The sequence below is a fragment of the Psychrobacillus sp. FSL H8-0487 genome, assembly GCF_038008385.1.
Taxonomy (GTDB): domain Bacteria; phylum Bacillota; class Bacilli; order Bacillales_A; family Planococcaceae; genus Psychrobacillus; species Psychrobacillus psychrotolerans.
The window spans coordinates 3,088,315-3,106,525 of the sequence record NZ_JBBOZA010000001.1; the positions used below are offsets into that span (position 1 = coordinate 3,088,315).

Annotated in this window: 21 protein-coding genes; 5 read left to right on the top strand and 16 right to left on the bottom strand. The window is 35.5% G+C overall.

Going from position 1 to position 18,211, the window contains the following annotated elements; genetic code table 11:
• Window positions 1-2 precede the first annotated feature (2 nt).
• The 10 genes from pstB to MHI47_RS15885 all read right to left on the bottom strand — a co-directional run bounded on the left by pstB (window position 3) and on the right by MHI47_RS15885 (window position 7,816).
• A complete protein-coding gene (pstB, locus tag MHI47_RS15840; protein ID WP_340770194.1) occupies window positions 3-770 on the bottom strand; it encodes a phosphate ABC transporter ATP-binding protein PstB in 768 nt (255 codons plus the stop codon).
• A 77-nt stretch (window positions 771-847) separates the two neighbouring features.
• Window positions 848-1,675 carry a phosphate ABC transporter permease PstA gene (gene pstA, locus MHI47_RS15845; protein WP_093538084.1) on the bottom strand — a complete coding sequence of 276 codons (828 nt, stop codon included), beginning with the start codon at window positions 1,673-1,675 and terminating at the stop codon, window positions 848-850.
• Between the two features lies 1 nt (window position 1,676).
• Window positions 1,677-2,591 carry a phosphate ABC transporter permease subunit PstC gene (gene pstC / locus MHI47_RS15850; RefSeq protein ID WP_245762741.1) on the bottom strand — a complete coding sequence of 305 codons (915 nt, stop codon included), beginning with the start codon at window positions 2,589-2,591 and terminating at the stop codon, window positions 1,677-1,679.
• A 60-nt stretch (window positions 2,592-2,651) separates the two neighbouring features.
• A complete protein-coding gene (locus tag MHI47_RS15855) occupies window positions 2,652-3,491 on the bottom strand; it encodes a phosphate ABC transporter substrate-binding protein (protein WP_340831447.1) in 840 nt (279 codons plus the stop codon).
• A 280-nt stretch (window positions 3,492-3,771) separates the two neighbouring features.
• The gene (locus MHI47_RS15860) at window positions 3,772-4,647 is read right to left on the bottom strand and encodes an aminoglycoside 6-adenylyltransferase (RefSeq protein ID WP_340831448.1); all 876 of its coding nucleotides are present in this window, start codon (window positions 4,645-4,647) and stop codon (window positions 3,772-3,774) included.
• 71 nt (window positions 4,648-4,718) lie between these two features.
• Window positions 4,719-5,141 carry an SRPBCC family protein gene (locus MHI47_RS15865; RefSeq protein WP_340831449.1) on the bottom strand — a complete coding sequence of 141 codons (423 nt, stop codon included), beginning with the start codon at window positions 5,139-5,141 and terminating at the stop codon, window positions 4,719-4,721.
• A gap of 192 nt (window positions 5,142-5,333) precedes the next feature.
• Window positions 5,334-5,762 (bottom strand): GNAT family N-acetyltransferase, encoded by a 429-nt coding sequence (locus MHI47_RS15870; protein WP_093538081.1) that lies wholly within the window; start codon window positions 5,760-5,762, stop codon window positions 5,334-5,336.
• Between the two features lie 281 nt (window positions 5,763-6,043).
• Window positions 6,044-6,232, bottom strand: a complete 189-nt coding sequence (locus MHI47_RS15875) for a hypothetical protein (protein ID WP_093538080.1) — start codon at window positions 6,230-6,232, stop codon at window positions 6,044-6,046.
• Between the two features lie 245 nt (window positions 6,233-6,477).
• Window positions 6,478-7,131, bottom strand: a complete 654-nt coding sequence (locus tag MHI47_RS15880; protein WP_093538194.1) for a M48 family metallopeptidase — start codon at window positions 7,129-7,131, stop codon at window positions 6,478-6,480.
• A gap of 118 nt (window positions 7,132-7,249) precedes the next feature.
• On the bottom strand, window positions 7,250-7,816 hold the full coding sequence (locus tag MHI47_RS15885) for a DUF4256 domain-containing protein (protein WP_340831450.1): 567 nt from the start codon (window positions 7,814-7,816) through the stop codon (window positions 7,250-7,252).
• Window positions 7,817-8,002: 186 nt separating this feature from the next.
• Here MHI47_RS15885 and MHI47_RS15890 point away from each other — a divergent pair, with 186 nt between their 5' ends.
• Entirely contained in the window at window positions 8,003-8,443 is a 441-nt protein-coding gene (locus MHI47_RS15890) for a YtoQ family protein (RefSeq protein ID WP_340831451.1), read from the top strand.
• 52 nt (window positions 8,444-8,495) lie between these two features.
• Here the strand turns inward: MHI47_RS15890 and MHI47_RS15895 are convergent, their stop codons facing one another.
• From MHI47_RS15895 to MHI47_RS15915, 5 genes are all read right to left on the bottom strand, one after another.
• Complete coding sequence (locus MHI47_RS15895; protein ID WP_340763464.1) at window positions 8,496-9,482, bottom strand: tRNA dihydrouridine synthase; 987 nt, start codon at window positions 9,480-9,482, stop codon at window positions 8,496-8,498.
• 187 nt (window positions 9,483-9,669) lie between these two features.
• Window positions 9,670-10,179 (bottom strand): YfiT family bacillithiol transferase, encoded by a 510-nt coding sequence (locus MHI47_RS15900; protein WP_093538076.1) that lies wholly within the window; start codon window positions 10,177-10,179, stop codon window positions 9,670-9,672.
• Between the two features lie 178 nt (window positions 10,180-10,357).
• Entirely contained in the window at window positions 10,358-11,209 is an 852-nt protein-coding gene (locus tag MHI47_RS15905; RefSeq protein WP_340831452.1) for a DegV family protein, read from the bottom strand.
• Window positions 11,210-11,571: 362 nt separating this feature from the next.
• Window positions 11,572-11,778, bottom strand: a complete 207-nt coding sequence (locus MHI47_RS15910; RefSeq protein WP_093538074.1) for a hypothetical protein — start codon at window positions 11,776-11,778, stop codon at window positions 11,572-11,574.
• Between the two features lie 110 nt (window positions 11,779-11,888).
• Window positions 11,889-12,725: a hypothetical protein gene (locus MHI47_RS15915; RefSeq protein WP_093538073.1), complete on the bottom strand. Its 837-nt coding sequence runs from the start codon at window positions 12,723-12,725 to the stop codon at window positions 11,889-11,891.
• A 368-nt stretch (window positions 12,726-13,093) separates the two neighbouring features.
• On the opposite strand from MHI47_RS15915, the gene MHI47_RS15920 reads away from it, so the two are divergent.
• From MHI47_RS15920 to MHI47_RS15935, 4 genes are all read left to right on the top strand, one after another.
• Window positions 13,094-13,345, top strand: coding sequence for a hypothetical protein (locus MHI47_RS15920; protein WP_093538072.1), 252 nt, complete (start codon window positions 13,094-13,096; stop codon window positions 13,343-13,345).
• 547 nt (window positions 13,346-13,892) lie between these two features.
• A complete protein-coding gene (locus MHI47_RS15925; RefSeq protein WP_340763470.1) occupies window positions 13,893-14,522 on the top strand; it encodes a nitroreductase family protein in 630 nt (209 codons plus the stop codon).
• 227 nt (window positions 14,523-14,749) lie between these two features.
• Window positions 14,750-15,178: a MarR family winged helix-turn-helix transcriptional regulator gene (locus MHI47_RS15930; protein ID WP_093538070.1), complete on the top strand. Its 429-nt coding sequence runs from the start codon at window positions 14,750-14,752 to the stop codon at window positions 15,176-15,178.
• A 340-nt stretch (window positions 15,179-15,518) separates the two neighbouring features.
• Window positions 15,519-17,216: a M3 family oligoendopeptidase gene (locus MHI47_RS15935; RefSeq protein ID WP_340831453.1), complete on the top strand. Its 1,698-nt coding sequence runs from the start codon at window positions 15,519-15,521 to the stop codon at window positions 17,214-17,216.
• Window positions 17,217-17,824: 608 nt separating this feature from the next.
• Here the strand turns inward: MHI47_RS15935 and MHI47_RS15940 are convergent.
• Window positions 17,825-18,178, bottom strand: a complete 354-nt coding sequence (locus tag MHI47_RS15940) for a MerR family transcriptional regulator (protein WP_340831454.1) — start codon at window positions 18,176-18,178, stop codon at window positions 17,825-17,827.
• Window positions 18,179-18,211: the final 33 nt, after the last annotated feature.

Sequence of the window (18,211 nt, forward strand, 5' to 3'; positions counted from 1 at the left end):
TATTATCCAAATCGACCTGTAACATAGTCTTCTGTTCTCTGATCCTGCGGGGTGGAGAAAATATTATCTGTATCATCGTATTCTACTACTTCTCCATTTAAGAAAAATGCGGTTTTATCGGAGATTCGAGCAGCCTGTTGCATGTTATGTGTCACAATAACAATTGTATAATCTTCTTTCATATTGGTGATTAGTTCTTCTATTTTTAGAGTAGAAATCGGGTCTAATGCGGAAGTAGGCTCGTCCATTAAAATAATATCAGGTTTCATCGCTATTGCACGAGCAATACATACACGTTGTTGCTGACCGCCTGACAATCCTAGGGCCGATGTTTTAAGACGATCTTTTACTTCATCCCAAATTGCTGCACTACGTAAACTTTCTTCTACAATTATATTTAATTCTTTTTTGTTTTTAATACCTTGCATTTTTGGTCCGTAAGCCACGTTGTCATAAATACTCATAGGAAATAGATTTGGTTTTTGAAATACCATTCCTACCTTCGTTCTGAGTTTGATAACATCATTAGATTTATAAATATCTTCATGATCAATGACAATTTCTCCTGTAATTTTCACACCATCGATTAAATCATTCATACGATTTAGTGTGCGTAAAAAAGTAGATTTCCCACAGCCAGATGGACCGATTAAAGCTGTAACCTCTTTTTCCTGAATAGCAAGATCGACTCCGAATAATGCTTGTTTCTCGCCATAAAATAAATTTAAATCTCTTACATTGATTATAGTTGCTTCTTTACTTTGCTCCATATGCTAAAATACCTTCCCTACGTAATTTATTTGGTCATTAGCTCTGCATGTTCAATTACTGTGGACTTAACATACTCTTATTTATTTGTAGCTCTGTTAAATTTTTTCGAAATATATGTTGCCGAAAGGTTAATTGCTAATATAATTACGATTAAAACTATACCTACAGCTGCAGCAAGTTCAATATCTCCAGATTCTTGTGTAACTAGATACGAATGAACAGTTAAGGTTCTAGCAGATGATAGAATGCTGTCTGGCATAGCTGCCACGGTTCCAGCAGTTAAGAAGATAGCAGCTGACTCACCAACAATTCTTCCGACTGAAAGGATAATACCAGATAGTATACCTGGCATTGAGCTTGGTAAAATTACTTTATACAGTGTTTGTAATTTTGTTGTCCCAAGCGCTAGTGAACCTTCTCGGTACGAACCTGGAACTGTTTTTAAAGCTTCTTCAGTTGTCCGTATAATTACAGGTAATACAATAATCGTTAGAGTTAATGAAGCTGCTAATATCGACATACCTAATTTTAATGTTGTAACAAAGAACACCGCTCCAAACAAACCGTAAATAATAGATGGTATTCCTGTTAAACTTTCCGTTGCAAATCGTATTAGTCTTACTAATCGGCCTTGTTTTGCATATTCCTGTAGATAAACGGCTGCCAATATTCCAATAGGTGTTGCGATGACTAACGAGATAAGGACTGTGTATATAGTCGTTACGATCATTGGCCAAATACCACCATCTCCATCTGGAGAATAATCACCAAAGATAAAGTCGAAGCTGATCAAACCAATTCCCTTATAAAAGATAAAACCTACAATCATAACAAGAACGGCAACTGATAAGAAAGCTGATAACCACAAAAGTCCTCGGAGTAAGTTATCTTTAAATTGTCTCATCTTAGTTGCCTCCTTTGGAACTTATTTTTGCTAAAACGAAATTTAGTATTAAGATAAACGAGAATAAAACAATTCCCGTAGCAAATAACATTTCTTGATGAGTTCCGAATGCATAACCCATTTCTAAAGCAATATTTGTCGTTAATGGACGCACACTATCTGTTAAGCTAGTTGGCACGATTAAGCTGTTCCCAGCTACTAAGATAACTGCCATTGTTTCTCCAATTGCACGACCAAGACCTAATACAATGGCAGTCATAATACCAGATTTTGCTGCTGGTACAATAACTTTAAAAATTGTCCCAATTTGCGATACCCCGAGAGCTAGTGATCCTTCACGATATGTTTGCGGCACTGCACGAATGGCAGTTTCAGCAACCGTTACAATGGTTGGTAACATCATGATTGCTAGCACTAGAATAACTGCGATTAGGCTTTGCCCTTTCACTAAACCGAAAGTATTTTGTAAAAATGGAACAATGATAGCAAGTCCAAACACACCATATAACACTGATGGAATACCTGCTAGTAATTGTACTGCTGGTGAAATAATCTTTGCTAATCGTTCTGAGGCAATTTCAGCTAAGAAAATAGCTGTAAATAGACCAATAGGAACTCCAATGATTAACGCTCCAATTGTCGCAAAAATAGATGCAACAATCATTGGGAATATACCGAATTTATCTTCACTCGGTACCCAATCACTACCAAATATAAAATCTATAAAGCTATAGCCCTCCGCTACAAATGGATGGGCACCTTTATAAAATACAAATCCAATGATTAACAATAAAGTGATTACGGAGAGAAGTGCACAAATTAAGAATAGTCTTTGCGACACCTTCTCTAACATATACTTTCTCTTGTTTGCTTTGCCGATTTCGACGGTCTGCTTGTTAGTTGTTGGGATAGACACTCTTATTCCTCCAAAAGTAAGTCAAAAGTTTATGTTGTTGTCTTCCTAATTCATCTATATCTACTTTATAGGGATAGCTCCTGCTTCTGCTGCAATGAGTTGTCCTTCTTCACTTAGTATAAAATCTATAAATTGCTGTCCTGCCTCAGTTAATTTTCCTTCTTTATAGACAAACAAGAATGGCCTAGACAAGCTGTATTTTTTTTGTAAAACATTTTCTGCTGTAGCTTCTACACCATTAATGTCAATTGTTGAAATGTTCTCATCAATATATTCAAAAGAGATAAAACCAACTGCATGTTTATTGTTAGCAACTGTTGTTTTAATATTTCCATTACCGCTTGCAATGATCGAGTTTCTGATTAACTCTCCAGAGCTATATTCTACTATTTCTTGAAAGGCATCCCGTGAACCTGATCCGTCCTCGCGAGAAACTACTACAATTTCTAAGTCATCTCCACCGAGTTCACTCCAGTTTGTTACTTCCCCAGTAAAAATCTGTTTAACCTGCTCCATCGTTAAATCTTTTACTTTATTACTTGGATGAGTTACTACTACAATTCCATCATAAGCAATAATTACTTCATTCAACCCACTTGCAACTTCTTCTTCTTTTAAATCACGCGAAGACATTCCTATCTCCGACACCCCACTAATAGCGTTTGTAATTCCCGCTGAGGAACCAATTTGATTTATCTCGATATTCGTGTTGTCTTTCTCTGTATATTTTGCTGCTAATTTTTCAGCTAGCGGTCCTACGGAAGTAGATCCGGAAATAGATACTGTTGCATTATTACCACTTGACTCTGTAGTATCCTTGTTATTGTTTGAACATGCTGTTAATACAGTAAGTATAGACAGCAGTAACAATCCTATTTTCACTTTATTCAAGCTAATCATTTCTTACCTCCAAGAAAATAAGTTATGTCTGTTCTATGACGTATTTTGTCTAATTATAGAATAAAGGCAAAGTGTAAATTTTTAATACTACAATTGTAAAGCTTTTGTAAATTTAATTAAAAACAAGTCAGTCTATTTTAAATATTTATAAAACTCACTTTAGAATTACTTAGGATGAGTCTAAATCAGTACTATATTACTTTCCATTTATTTCAAATTTATTCTATAGAGTACAATAATAAAATTGGAAATTACACTTTTAAATGTTTATACTTTACTTTCACCCATAGATTTTCGTTGCGTTGGGTGATAAATGGCTTATATGCTCTAGGTATGCAGTAACTTTGGCATCCTCTTCTCTGGAATATTCATAACCTAATCCTTCAGCTACAAATATAGCTGTGGTACGAAATAGAACTAACATTGCAAATAATGCTCTCCACATATCTTTATAACTTCCATCAGCATAAGTGGAGAGTAGTTCTTGCCAATTCTCTTCGGATAGGTACTTCTCCAAGTACTTACCAAATTTACCTATACTGACGGAGTAAGAGTGTTCAATACCAACCTTCCATTCGAGCATCTTTAACAGCATCGGTCTCATAATATTATTTAAATGCTCCGCTGCGTAAAGAATTTCACCTCTCCACAAGCCCTTCGCCACATATGTAGATACCCACCAAAACTCGTTACAGCAATCGGAGAAGAATTCTTCAGAAGGACGTTTTACCCAATAATCCTCGTCTGTTGGGGGCAGGAGTTCGGCAGAGTCGTTATCCTTGTCCATTAAAATAACCGTTAACTTATCCTCTTTGTAATATGTATCTTTTTCATCATTCGAAACTAGCGTAAGATCAATACGGTTTCCATCAGTAAACAACATTAGGTAGGAGAACCTACCACCTAAACCTGGCGGAAACATAGACATATTCTCGGGAGTTTGCATAATGATTCGTTCACCGAATACCTCTATCCAATGTGGATCTTCAATGAATGAATTCACATCAGTTACCACATAAACAATATCAAAATCCTGAAACAAGTCTTTTGGAGCATTGGGATTCGTCCTTGAACCATTTAGCCCTACTGCTCTAATCCTTTCATCATTTGCTGCGTAACCTAAAACTAATTCAAATATTTCATCTGAAGTTCTCATGTTTTTTCTCCTTTAGTAAAAGGTGCCTGTTTCCAAATACAAAATTGTATTAGAAACAGGCACCTTTTTATTTATTGTTGCTCCGCATATTTTTTGAAATTGTTTAAAATTGCCTGCCAACCTTCTTGTTGCATTTCAATTGGATTAGTTGTTTCAGTCTCAAAAACTTCTACCACTTTCGTTTCGTTTTGTTGAGGAATGAATGTAATTTCAACTTTTCTCCCATCCCCCAATGTATAAGAGATGAACTCATGAGAACGCACTTCATCATATAGGCCACCAAAATCAAAGCCAAAGCTTCCATCTTTTGCTTCCATTCTAGAAACAAATTTCCCCCCAGCTCTTAAATCATTTTCAGTGTATGGCGTATGCCATTCTTCCGAGGCATTATTCCAATTTGTTATATGAGCAGGTACTGTCCAATATTCCCATACTTGTTCCACAGGTGCATGTACAATTGCTTCTACTGTTATTAATGAGCGATTAGTATCCATTCTTCCAGCTCCCTTTTTAATACATTCTCTCTAAATTCGCTGAATCTATCCATTATTCCTTCTAAGTTTCCCCGAACTTAATTGGTTTAAAACAACTTAGCAGAGGCTACCATTAGAGGAATTACCTTATATAACACCATTCGCATCTTTTTAAAGTTTTATTGTTAAGTGATAATGATTTACACTACACTTTTAGATTTTTTGCTCATAATTTTTTATATTGCCAGATTGCATTTTATAGTTTCTTAAAACCATACCATTTGTTTTAGTCATTCCAAACGTATCATAATAAGGAACCAAGTCATCGTCACAACACAAATCAATCATATAAATGTCATTAAGTTCTTTAAGCATGCGATTTACTAATTCCTTGCCTATACCTCTCTTTTTGTATTCTGGTAAAACCTCCAGAAATGGAATATAGGCAGATAAAACCCCATCACTAATCGCAGTAATAAATCCAACTACTTGATTAGTACTTTCATCAATCGCCACAATTACTTTACTGCTTTTATTTAGCATTATTAAGTGGGTTTTAGGACTGGGCGGATTTGGCCAATCTACGAAAAAACCTTCTAACATATCGGTGGAAATATCACTGGTTGTATTTTTGTATTTCATAAATATCATCTCCTTAATGTTATTAACATACTAGAATAGATGATACTTATCAAAAGTAGAGTAACAATAATATGACCTCCCCGTCTATGTAATACTATTTGTTATAATTATACATATACACAAACAAATATTATAGACTCAACTTCATAAGAAAAACCGATCTACCACGCGGAAAGCGTCGACCTGCAACGGAAATATTCCCGGTGATTTTTATATACTTATCCTAAAACAAAAAAGACGTAGCCCCAGCTTTCCGGGTGAAGCAACGTCTTTTATCCTAATCAGTCATCTCTGTTCAATAAACGATTTCTATGTTTCTCTGCTTCATTTGCTTCCTTTTCCCGGGCTATCTGATCCTTCCGCAATTGTCCGTTTACGCGTGGGTCTTGTAATCGCATAGTACTCCATGCTGACGGCCCCATTTTTTTACTTACTTTCCGTATTTCATTTCCAAAAAACAACATGTCCATTCCTCCCCCCTATAAATTAATCAAAGAGGACGATATATAACTTTCCCCCTCTCTATAAAATATGCAACCAATTAAGGGACACGGAGGTTATGAGCACAGTGAAATATAATTTAGTTAGATTTTCTTTGTAGCCGAACAGTTTTAATAATTCAAGATTAAATTTATAACGTATCCTTTGTCACGAATGTTATTAACATAAAGTTTTAATAAAAAAACAACTACACTTTTGAGCAGTGTAGTTGTTTTTAAAGTGACATTGACTGACTGTGCCTTGCTAAATACTCTTCCTTCTCTTTATAATCTGGCATAATACTCCCCACACGTCGCCAAAATGATCGATCATGATTCATATGTGTAATATGACATAACTCATGAATTATTACATAATCGATTACTTCAATGGGAGCCATAGCAAGACGAAAATTAAAGGTAATCTTTTTACCTGAACTACAGCTACCCCATTTAACTTTAGATTCTACAATTTCAATAATTTTAGGTTTTACTTTCAGCTGTTTTTGATATATTTTTATACGTTCCTCGGTAATAGCCTTGCATCTAGTCATATAGAATTTCTTCAGATTTCTTTTAAGTACTTCTTCATTTAAATCACTACAATCTATTAATTCATGAAGAAATCTTTCTTCTCCCATGTATAAGAACTTGCCATTAGCATGATACTCTCTTGCCTGAGGTAATTCTCGAGCTTTTCTAATCTCCTCGAGTTTCTCTAGTATCCATGTGCCTTTACTTTCTATTGCTCCATTAATTACTTCTTTACTTGTGTCTTTTGGAGCTTTAACAGTAATGAAACCTGATGAATCTATATGAATAGATAGCTTCTTTCCATTTCCATACTGAACATTAAATTCAATTATCGTATTTTCAACTTTAACTTTCATAACTACCATTAACTTTGTACATTAATTTCCAACCTTTTTTTAATAATATTATTTATTTTTGTCAATTTTGTATTAGAATTTGGCAACTTATTTTCGTAGTCCAATTCAAAGTATAATTCTAAACCCTTAGAGAGCCTCGGAATCCCCTTGCGGCATAATAGGAATCTGCCCCATTATGGTACGTAAAGACAGTATCGTAGCGACTATCACAAAAGATAGCTCCTCCAAGTTTTCTTATATTGTCAGGAGTTTGCACCCAACTTGACGTTTTTAAATCGAAGTTTCCAAGATTCTGCAACTCCCGATATTGTTCCTCTGTTAAAAGTTCAATGCCCATCTCTGTTGCCATATCTATAGCGCAATTCTCTGGTTTATTTTTTTTCCTAGAATCCAATGCCTTACGGTCATAACAAATACTTCTGCGACCTTTAGGGCTTTCTGCTGAACAGTCCATGAAAATATATTCGTTATTCTCGTTATCATAGCCCACTACATCAGGTTCCCCTTCAGTTCTCTCCATTTCATAGAGCGTCCAGAGTTTATCATCATTCGCTTCTAGCTTTGATTGGACACTATTCCACTCAATCCCGTCATGACGGTTCATATTTTTCTCAAAACGGTTCTTCAATATGTCGAGTAATTCCTCACGTTGCTCGTGTGACAACTGCCTATTTTGTTTTGTCATATATATCTCCTCCTACTTTAACTCAAGTCTTATTTAATTTATCTTCACACAGTTTAAACTTCATTTCAAGCTCACGCTAAATGAAGGACACCTCATTTGAAGCAAGGAGATTTAGGTGTTCCCTTTGAAAACTTCATTAAATTCGATACTATATGAGTAGAGTCAAATAGTATTGGAGGAATTAGCATGAAACTTATTGTTTATTTAGCAGGTCAAATTCATGATGGTTGGAGAGAAGAAGTTGCACAAAAAGCAAACGCAAAAAATCTTCCTCTCGAATTTGTAGGGCCTCAAACAAACCATGATCGTTCAGACAATATCGGTGAAGAAATTCAAGGAAAACAGCCATCTAACCTTTATAAAGATGATGCTGCATCAGATATTAATAATTTTCGAACACAAGTCTTAATGCAAAAAGCGGATATCGTCATAGCTTTATTCGGGGAGAAATATAAACAATGGAATACTGCAATGGATGCTAGCACGGCTATTGCTATGAACAAGCCAACGATTATTATTAGACCTGAATCATTGACTCACCCACTAAAAGAGCTTTCAAACAAGGCGAATGTAACCGTAGAAACTGTTGATCAAGCGATAGATGTCATCCATTATATTTTTGATTGATATAAATACACATAAAAAACAGTGAGTACGAAATTCTACTCACTGTTTCTAATCATTCTACTGTTTTCTCCGTCTCTTCACTTTGTTCCTCGAATTTATCAAGCAAAGCACGCACTTCATCCGTTGACTTTGTATTCATCAATTGGTTTCTTAACTCCCCAGCTCCAGGGAATCCTTTGACATATATTTTGAAGAAGCGATGCAGTCCTGTGATTGATCGTGGTAATTCTTCTGCATATTGATCTTGTAAATCCAGTTGTAATCTTAGCAGATTCAGGTATTCAGTAGTGGAATGGTCCTTTGGTTCTTTTTCAAAAGCGAATGGATTTTTAAAAATACCTCGTCCAATCATCACTCCATCAATACCGTATTTTTCAGCAAGCTCCAAACCTTTTTTACGGTCAGGAATGTCCCCGTTAATTGTTAGTAGCGTATTTGGTGCTATAGAATCGCGTAATTTTTTTATTTCCGGAATGAGCTCCCAATGGGCATCTGCTTGGCTCATTTCCTTCCTTGTCCGTAGATGAATGGAAAGATTCGCAATGTCTTGTTTCAAAATATGTGTCAGCCAGTCATGCATCTCCTCTAGTTCCGTAAAACCAAGTCTTGTCTTCACACTGACTGGCAGTCCTCCTGCTTTTGCTGCTTGTATAAGTTCCGCTGCAACATCTGGACGAAGGATAAGTCCGCTTCCTTTTCCTCTAGTAGCCACATTCGGTACAGGGCATCCCATATTAATATCAATACCTTTAAATCCTAACTCTGCCATACCAATACTCATTTGACGAAAATACTCAGGATTATCTCCCCATATATGTGCCACCATTGGCTGTTCATCTTCAGTGAAAATTAAGCGACCACGGACACTTTTCATCCCTTCTGGATGACAATAGCTATCTGAGTTTGTAAACTCCGTAAAAAACACGTCTGGTCTACCAGCTTGACTTACAACTTGACGAAAAACAACATCCGTCACATCTTCCATTGGCGCAAGTACAAAAAATGGTCGTGGTAAATCTCGCCAAAAATTATCTATCATACTAAAATTCAAATCCTCTCACTATGGTGTTATCTGTTGGTTAAAATAATAAAGTCATTATTATAGTATAACCTAGCTTATATAATTTTTCTTCTACCATGTTTGATACTAAAAAATCTAAAACCAAACAGACGGTTGAGAAGTGCATTATCGCAATTCTCAACCGTCTGTTATTTTAATTATTATATTAATTGGATAATGCGATCTTTATATGAGCTAAGTGATGCTCTTCGTGCCAAGCCAGTTTTGCAACTTTTTTCGCCACTGTTATTTCGCCGTTTGTTTGATGAGTAAATACTCGTTTTAATTGGTCTTCAGTTAAATCCTGCCCTAAAGAAACAATACGCTCATTTATACCTTCTAGCATTTTGATAGAACTTTCTACAGGAAGTATTGTATCTGGTTGTATTGCCCACTTCTCCTCACTAAATCCTGGTACTACTGGATTCTCATCAGTTAAAGCTAGCTTCAAACGTTGGTACATGTTCAACTGTGAATCTGCAATGTGGTGAACAAGCTGACGAACTGTCCATGCACCTTCACGATACGTTTTGTTTAACTCTTCATCACTTAATGTGTCAACCGTTTCTCTAAGTCGCACCGTATACGTTCTAATTTCCTTTAACCATTCTTGAATATTTTCTAATGTTACTTTTTCAGGAACTTGTAATTCTCCAATTGGGTATCTAACATCCACTTTTCAAACCCCTTTTCCCTAATCTTTATTTTTGATATTAACACTTAATATATCAATCGGCTCAGATGTTGTAAAGACTAGTTAACTAAGGACTATCCACAATCTCAGCCAAAGTGAGTGAATCTCCCTGCTTAGATTTTACTCTCTTTTATTTATATACTAAATCCCTCTAAAATTTCTAACATTCCACTCCTGCAATCCCAAAACCACCTGGTCCAGCATGGGTAGAAATCATTGCACCTGCTTGCATCCATGTGATTTTCTCGAAACCTGCTTCCTTCGCGATTTCATCCATTCGTCTTTTAATACTCTCATCAAGTCCAATAGAGTAGATTAAATACAGCTGCTTTCTATCAATATCGTATTGGTTTAAGTAGTCTCGCATGAGCTTTTCCGCAACTATGCTCATACTTCCACGATATTTTCTAGTTGAAACAAGCTTTCCTTCTACTAATTCGATGCAGGGCTTTATTTTTAATAGTACTCCTCCAATATAAGCAACGTTACTTACCCTTCCACCAGACCTTAGAAAATCTAAACTGCCGGGAAGGAAAGCCAGTCTTGTTTTAGGAACTACAGATTCTATTTTTTCCATTAAGTGAACATGGCTAATGGAAGGTTCTTCCTCAAGCAAAGTTACAGCATACATCACGATTGCAGCTAATCCACCTGTTACATTTAGCGCATCAATTAGAAGAAGATCTTCAAAATCTTCCGCTGCGATTAATGCACTTTGAAAGGAAGCAGATGCTTTGGACGTATATCCAATATGAATAATGATGCTATCAGGAAAATCTTTTCTAATTTTCGTAAACAATTCATGGTACTCATGTATATTCGTTGCTGTTGTAGATGGTATTTTTTTCGTGCGACTATGATAATCAAAAACATCCTCTACCGGTAACTCACCATCTAAGTAATCCTTCCCATCCATGATGACATGCATCGGCACTACTTGGATTTGATGTTTCTCAACCAGGTCTTTCGGTAAATCAGCGCCACTCTCTGTCGAAAAAATAATCCTACTCATTGAACATTCCTTTCAACTAACGCAACCATTCCTGCGTAATTAGTTATTTTATTTATCCTTAATATACACTAGACCGGGATATTATTCAGTTTAATAATCAGAAAATTTACATAAGAAGTGGATTATCAATACTACCTAGGAGAAAAATCTAATTGATTTACTTGAATGTTACGAAGGTAGACATATAAAGTTATGAATTCTTCCGCCAACTAATTCTAATACTTACTCACCAACATTCATGACGAATTAAAGATAGGTGGAATGAAAAAGCAGACGGATTTGAAATGCATTCCTGCCCTTCTAAACCATCCACTTATTTAAAGAAACTTGCATGTTAATTTGCCTCTTACGTTCAATAAATTTTAACCAAAAACACCTATAATCCTTATTGGAACAACGTAAAAAAGAACGGACTCTACTATTAGAATCCGCCCAACAGTTCCAACCATTTCATAGGCTTGCTCCAATTTAGTGAGATCAGGACTTTTTACAACAATGAACGGATTAAACAAAAATTGGCGAGCATGAGCCGGTAAAAAACCGAACTCATACCAGCCAATTAGCTGCATTATTAAATGCTACCTTTTTAGGTATTACTCTTACCGCTTTGTTCCTTTTATACTAACTCCAACCACGAGACGACTTCACATTGTCATGATGCTGAGCGTGGAGTAAAAGTTCAGTTTTCGTCAAGCAGGTTAATCCAAATGTTGCCGCCGCTTACAGTAATATAGTAGTTTTGCTCACTACCGTCAGCATTTTCAAAGCGGATGAACGTATTGCCATCATGCTTTGCCGTAAGCACGACATGGTTCCCATCTTTAATCTCGACAACGACAACAGACTCATCCTCCATCGAGTATGCCCAATTTCCATCGTCAAGGAATATATCCTTGGACTTGTCTACTCCAGTGATGCTAACAAACGTAATAAGAACTGCAGCTATGACAGTAAGCGCTGCGATGCGGTGCTTTTTCTTATCTAGCAAAATAAAAACGAAGAAAATGGCCAGAGCAAGGCAGAAAATAGAGCTGAGTAAATGATTCGGGAAATTTGCCATTGCAGTTCTGAAATAACGGACGCTAGCGGCGGAAAGATAACCTGTTGCCACGGATAGAACTAGGACACTGAGCCAGTTTTTCTTTTTGAGTTGGAATGCTATCACAGCACCAGGCAGGGTCAGAATTGTGATTTTAAACCAGTATTCATAATAATGGAATATCTCCCAACCATATTCGTAAAACGGTACCTCAATCAAAAAAATAAGAGGCTGGCTGACAAGGAAGAACACGAAACATTTAAGCGAAGCTTCCCACCACTTTTGGCAATTAACAATAATGAAAATGGCAAAAAGAAACCAACAGTCAACATAAATAGCTATGTCCTGAAATGAGGTACCTTTCAAAAAAGACACCTGATTGATAAGGGCAGTATATACGGCTGTAATAATAGCCAAAAGAATAACTCTTGGCCAGGTCATATTAAATTCACCGAAGTATTTTTTAATTTTTTCCATGCTTTCTCCTCTAAGTAAAACCTTATTTGACAGTAATCCCAACAAGCTTGTGTTTTTCCATGATTTATTTAACTAGATAAGTTCTAATTTGTCTAGTTTTTCTTTCATTCGGACACCCCATTAAACGTGGTATTCCACAGCTCTTTCAGGAATTCTTGGTTATCGTATTGCATACGCAACAATCTTTTTCGATTTTAGTCTAGTAATTGGTAATGCTTATATGCAATATATAGTTATAGCTAAGTTAGGAAAATTTAAAATTTCGATTCTATCTCTTTTATATTTCAACGTAAACTTAATTTCATTGGATTGTTGGCTTATTTATTTGAATATAATAAGAAAACCAAAATAATTAGGGAGCTGGTATAGTGAGCGAAATAGATAAACGAAACAGATTAAGTGAGGAACCATTTACTTATCAAATAACGAAAAATGGAACGGTAACAATCAATTACAAAGGTAAACAGATTAAAGTTGTAAAGGATAAGGAGGCTGAGCGTCTTATAGCAAGAATTAAAGCAGTTGAAAATAATATGTTAGAAGTACAATTATTGTTAGCGAAAATTACAGGTAACTTTAAACGTGGAAACGAGAAAATGGGTAAGAATAAGAGAAAATAAATTAGTCTTAATTTTAGGTAGGTCGGACTAAATACGAAAATATAAAACGTTAAAAAATCTCAATTTAATGTGTTAGATCAGCGTTGCACCCGGTGTAAAAACAATCGAGATAATTAACTGCAATTCAAAAACCGCAAACAAACTGCTTTGCCAAAACCCATTCAATCGTGGATTTTGATACAGCAATATTTTTATTGATTAAACTAGCTCAAATTTATTCAACAATCGATTTTATCTCCCTGTTATTATTAAATTAAATCAAGAGATTATCATCTATAATAACAAGCAGATGGTTTAGATGTGCGATACCAGCACTTCTATACCATCTGCTTTTAATTTCACTATTAAACCAGTTCCAACAAAGATAAGATGTTTCCCTACTCCTCAAGCTATCTTTCATATGCATAAACAATCGAATCAAAACACCTTCCTATTTTTTAATCCTTCTCCTATTAAAAATTCCAACCAAACACATGACTTGTCAACTATTGATTAATCAACTATAATGACCATAGATTTATATTTCAATAAAAAAAGGGTGGAAAATATGATACAACAAAAAACTGCTTTAGAACAATTAATGGAGGAGCGTAAATCTGTGCGTAAGTATGAGTCGGGCGTTACGATTCCTCGCGAAACAATCGAGCATATTTTACAGCAAGCTACATCAGCTCCATCATCAAGTAACTTACAGCCTTGGCGCTTCCTAGTTATTGATGATCAAGAACAAAAGAAAGAATTACGTATTGCTGGTTTTAATCAGGCACAAATTGAAACATCTTCAGCGATTATTGCTGTATTAGGTGATAATGAAATGCATAAAAACGCTAAACAAATTAATGATTTAAATGTTGAGCTAGGCTATATGCCACGCGATATTGCTGATATGATGATCGCCAACTCGGAATCCACGTATAGCGATTTATCGAATGAACAACGGACAAACATTGCACATTTAGATGCTGGTTTAATTACTATGCAAATCGTACTTTTATCGAAGGATATGGGTTACGACACTGTAATTATGGGTGGCTTCGATAAAGCAGCATTCGCTCAAAAATACGAGCTACCTGCAAATGAGATACCAATGGTGTTAATCGCTATCGGTAAAGCGGCTATGCCAGCACGTAACTCATCACGTTTACCGTTTGAACAAATTATTCGCTTTTCTAGCTAAATAAGGCATTTCAGCTCTTAATTCATGTAAATTTGATTTTGTTATCCTTTCTAACAAACGAAAATGCTATTATATAGGTTTAGACATAGCGTCCCTCTGTTCAATGTCACATAGAGCATCTGGCGTACATTATGAAACACCTAAAAATCTTCTATAATAAATGCCGAATTTGAACTCAATTTTTAATGCGTGCAAAACGAAAAGCAATCAATGTGAGGAGGAATAGTATGGAAGTTTGTTTGGATGATAAAAAACAAATGATTATGATGTTGAAAAGATTAGACCGGCATGTAACCCAAGTTTTTGAAAAAAGAACAGAAGTTAGTTTGACTAGATATGAAATTTTAGCTTCTCTAATTAAAAAGGGTAGTGTTTCACAAAAAGTACTTCAACAATCCTTAGCTATCGATCAATCGGCAATTACGCGACACTTAAAGTTGCTTGAAGAACAGCAATATGTCGAACGCAAACGTAATGAAAAAAACAATCGTGAAGTACTTGTAACGATTTCTGATAAAGGACGAGAATTATTAGAGGGTTGTACAATGTTTAAAGATCAATTTATGAATGATCTCTACGATGATTTTTCAGATAGTGATTTACAGCAACTCAAGCAATTTCTCACGCGCTTAAATCACAATGTAGAGAAGCTTTAAGTTTTGCTCATTAATGCGAAAATCTATTGTTTTAAAACAAATTAAGCATAGTAGTAGAAACCATGGCTATGGTCTTTACTACTACGCTTTTTTTATCTTTTATCCCATTCGTATTTCTTACAATGTCCGTTGGTGCTGGTGAGATTAATTATATAAGTTCGGTTCCTATTCTTGGGGAATCGAGCCTATTTTTATTTTTTATCTTCAACTAAACTCATCTTCCCTTAAGGCATCCTTTGTTAATTATTTTTTAAAAAGGGTTAATAACTAGCAATCTATAATATAATAGTTTTAATAATTAAATTATTGAAATAATTATATGATAGAAGGAGAGTCATTCATGTCACAAAATATAAGTCCTAATTATTATAAAGAATTAATTGATTTACAAGATGTCGAAGGGGTGGAAGCTCAGTTTAAAAGTTTACTTGCTGTTCCGATTGAATCCATTTCTGATTTAGAAAAGTGGTTAGAAGACGAAAAGGATTTACTGTTTATAATCGATGAGGCGATGACAGGTCACCAAGTCGACTTCTACCGAAACACAGAAGATGCGGACATCAAGTCAACTTATCTTCACGATCAGCAAGCCATTCAACCACTTTTAATGAAATACGTAGCAAAGTTAAATGATAAATGCTGTGATTCTACTTATTTTACTCAATTAGATGATAACCGTTACGGCTTGATGCGACGTGTTCGTGAGTCGAAGGTTAAACTTTTCAGAGAAGAGAATATTCCACTACTTGTAAAGGAACAAGAGCTTTGTACTAAGTACGATGAAATTATGGGTAGCTTAACAGTTGAATGGGAGGGAGAGGAAAAGCCTTTTCCATTTATCGAATCCCTTCTAGATCATCTAGACAGAGCCGTGCGAAAAAAAGCTTATCACACAATGATGTCAGCCCATCGTCAAATTAAGCCCGATATGGATGCCATCATGGACGAGCTTATTCAACTGCGCCATCAAATAGCTTTAAATGCAGGATTTGAAAATTACCGTGATTATATGTTTATAGAGAAAAATCGTGAATATAGCATCCAGGATTGTTATGACTTTCATGAAAATGTAGCAAAATATATTATTCCCGCTTGGAATCGACTCTCAAATGTTTTTAAAACAAAGCTTGGTGTCGATAAGTATCGCCCTTGGGATAACACGGCTAAATTCATGAAAAACCCACCATACTCTGAGGTGTCTACTTTGATGGATGGCGTTTCTGAAATGTTAGGCAAAACTGATCCATTTTTTGCAGACCGTTTCGATTACATGAGAGCGAATGGGTTACTAGACCTCGATGACCGAAAAGGTAAAGTCCCAGGTGGTTTCTGTACTTCTTTACCTGTATCAGGGGATACTTTTGTTTTTGCGAACTTTAGTCCTTCCTTTTTCTCTCTTATCGCATTAATTCATGAAATGGGCCATGCAGTGAATGGATATTTTCAGTTATCCGAACACGGCCCCATTGAAGACTACAAAGGACGAAGTGAAGTTGCTGAGCTTTATTCTCATGGGATGGAATTACTCTTATTGGATAAGCTTGACCGTTTCTATCCAGAAGAGGAGGATTTTAAGAACGCACAGCGTGAAGAGCTGAGACGAGCATTTTCGATGTTAATCGGACCATTAGCAGGAGATCTCTTCCAGCATTGGATGTATACAAATCCTAAACACACTTCCAAAGAGCGAGATGAAAAGTACTTTGAAATCTCAAAACTTTATGGCTTAAACCCTGTTGATACTTCTGGCCTGGAGGAAGAAATTGGGATGAGCTGGGCTGGTACCCTTCATTATTTCCAAGTTCCTTTCTATCTTATTGAATACTCCATCTCGATGCTTGGTGCACTACAAATACTGCAGAATTATCAGAACAACCCAGAGAAAGCAGTTGAATCCTTTAAAAAAGGTGCAAGTGCAGACTACAATCAATCCATCGCAACTATTTATAAAGAAACTGGGGTAAATTTTGACTTTTCAGAGCCAGCCGTTAAACAAATGGGTGAATTCTTAGAAAAAGTAGTTCAAGACATTCATTAATAAAGTGTGAGTATGGGGACAGATAATTGTAGAGGTCAGTTGGAATTTTTCCACACAAAAGTTACAAATAGTGATGTCTATCCCCTTTGATTAATAGTCAAGGTTGTATTCATGGACTTACCTTCTAAAAATTATTTTATCTTTTTTAAAACAACAAGAGAAAAGAACGAATTCCATACAACGGAAATTCGTTCTTCTTTCATTATACTAACTCCAACCAAGCGACTGCTTCACAATGTTTGGAGTGCATGTGGCAACAGGTGCTGGTGGGTTTAATTATTTTGGCTCAGTTCCTAGTTTAATAAAGTCGAGCCAATTTTTATTAATTTATTTTCAACAACCTTTTTTCTTTGGTCGTCGGATCCAGCATGACACATCTAATAATTACTTGTACAACAAAAATAGATCTTTCGTATTTCCGTATTTTCATTCACTAAAAAGGAGCTATTTTTAGCGCTTCCATTGTAAATTTTATTTTACTTTTGAAAAAGAGCTAACTGGAGTTTGTGGAGCGGTGTATTGATTATGTAGCATCTAAAACCTTTTAATATTAAAAGGTTTTAGAACTAGGCTCGGTTCCTAAGCGAACTCTTCTCTGTTTGCACGCTCTACAGGTAATCCGCTATTTTAGTAACTATTTTCCCATCGATTTCATGAATATAAGAGTTTAAAACCTCAATTTGCTCTTCTAATTTTTCCTTGTGCTGAACTAATATAGCTTGCGTATTAATCTCTTCCTGTTCTAAATTCAGAGTTGAAATATTTTCTCGTATATCCTCAATCGACATGCCCAGATTTCGAAAACATTTGATTAATTTTAGGAGTTCAATATCTTGATCATCAAATATTCGATGATTTTGTGTATTTCTTTTTATTGATGGAATTAAATCTATTTTTTCATAGTATCGAATTGAGCTTGCTGGAATTTCAACTAAGAGACTAGCTTGTTGAATTGTATACACGAGGCATCCTCCTTGACTTAAAGTATGGTTTAA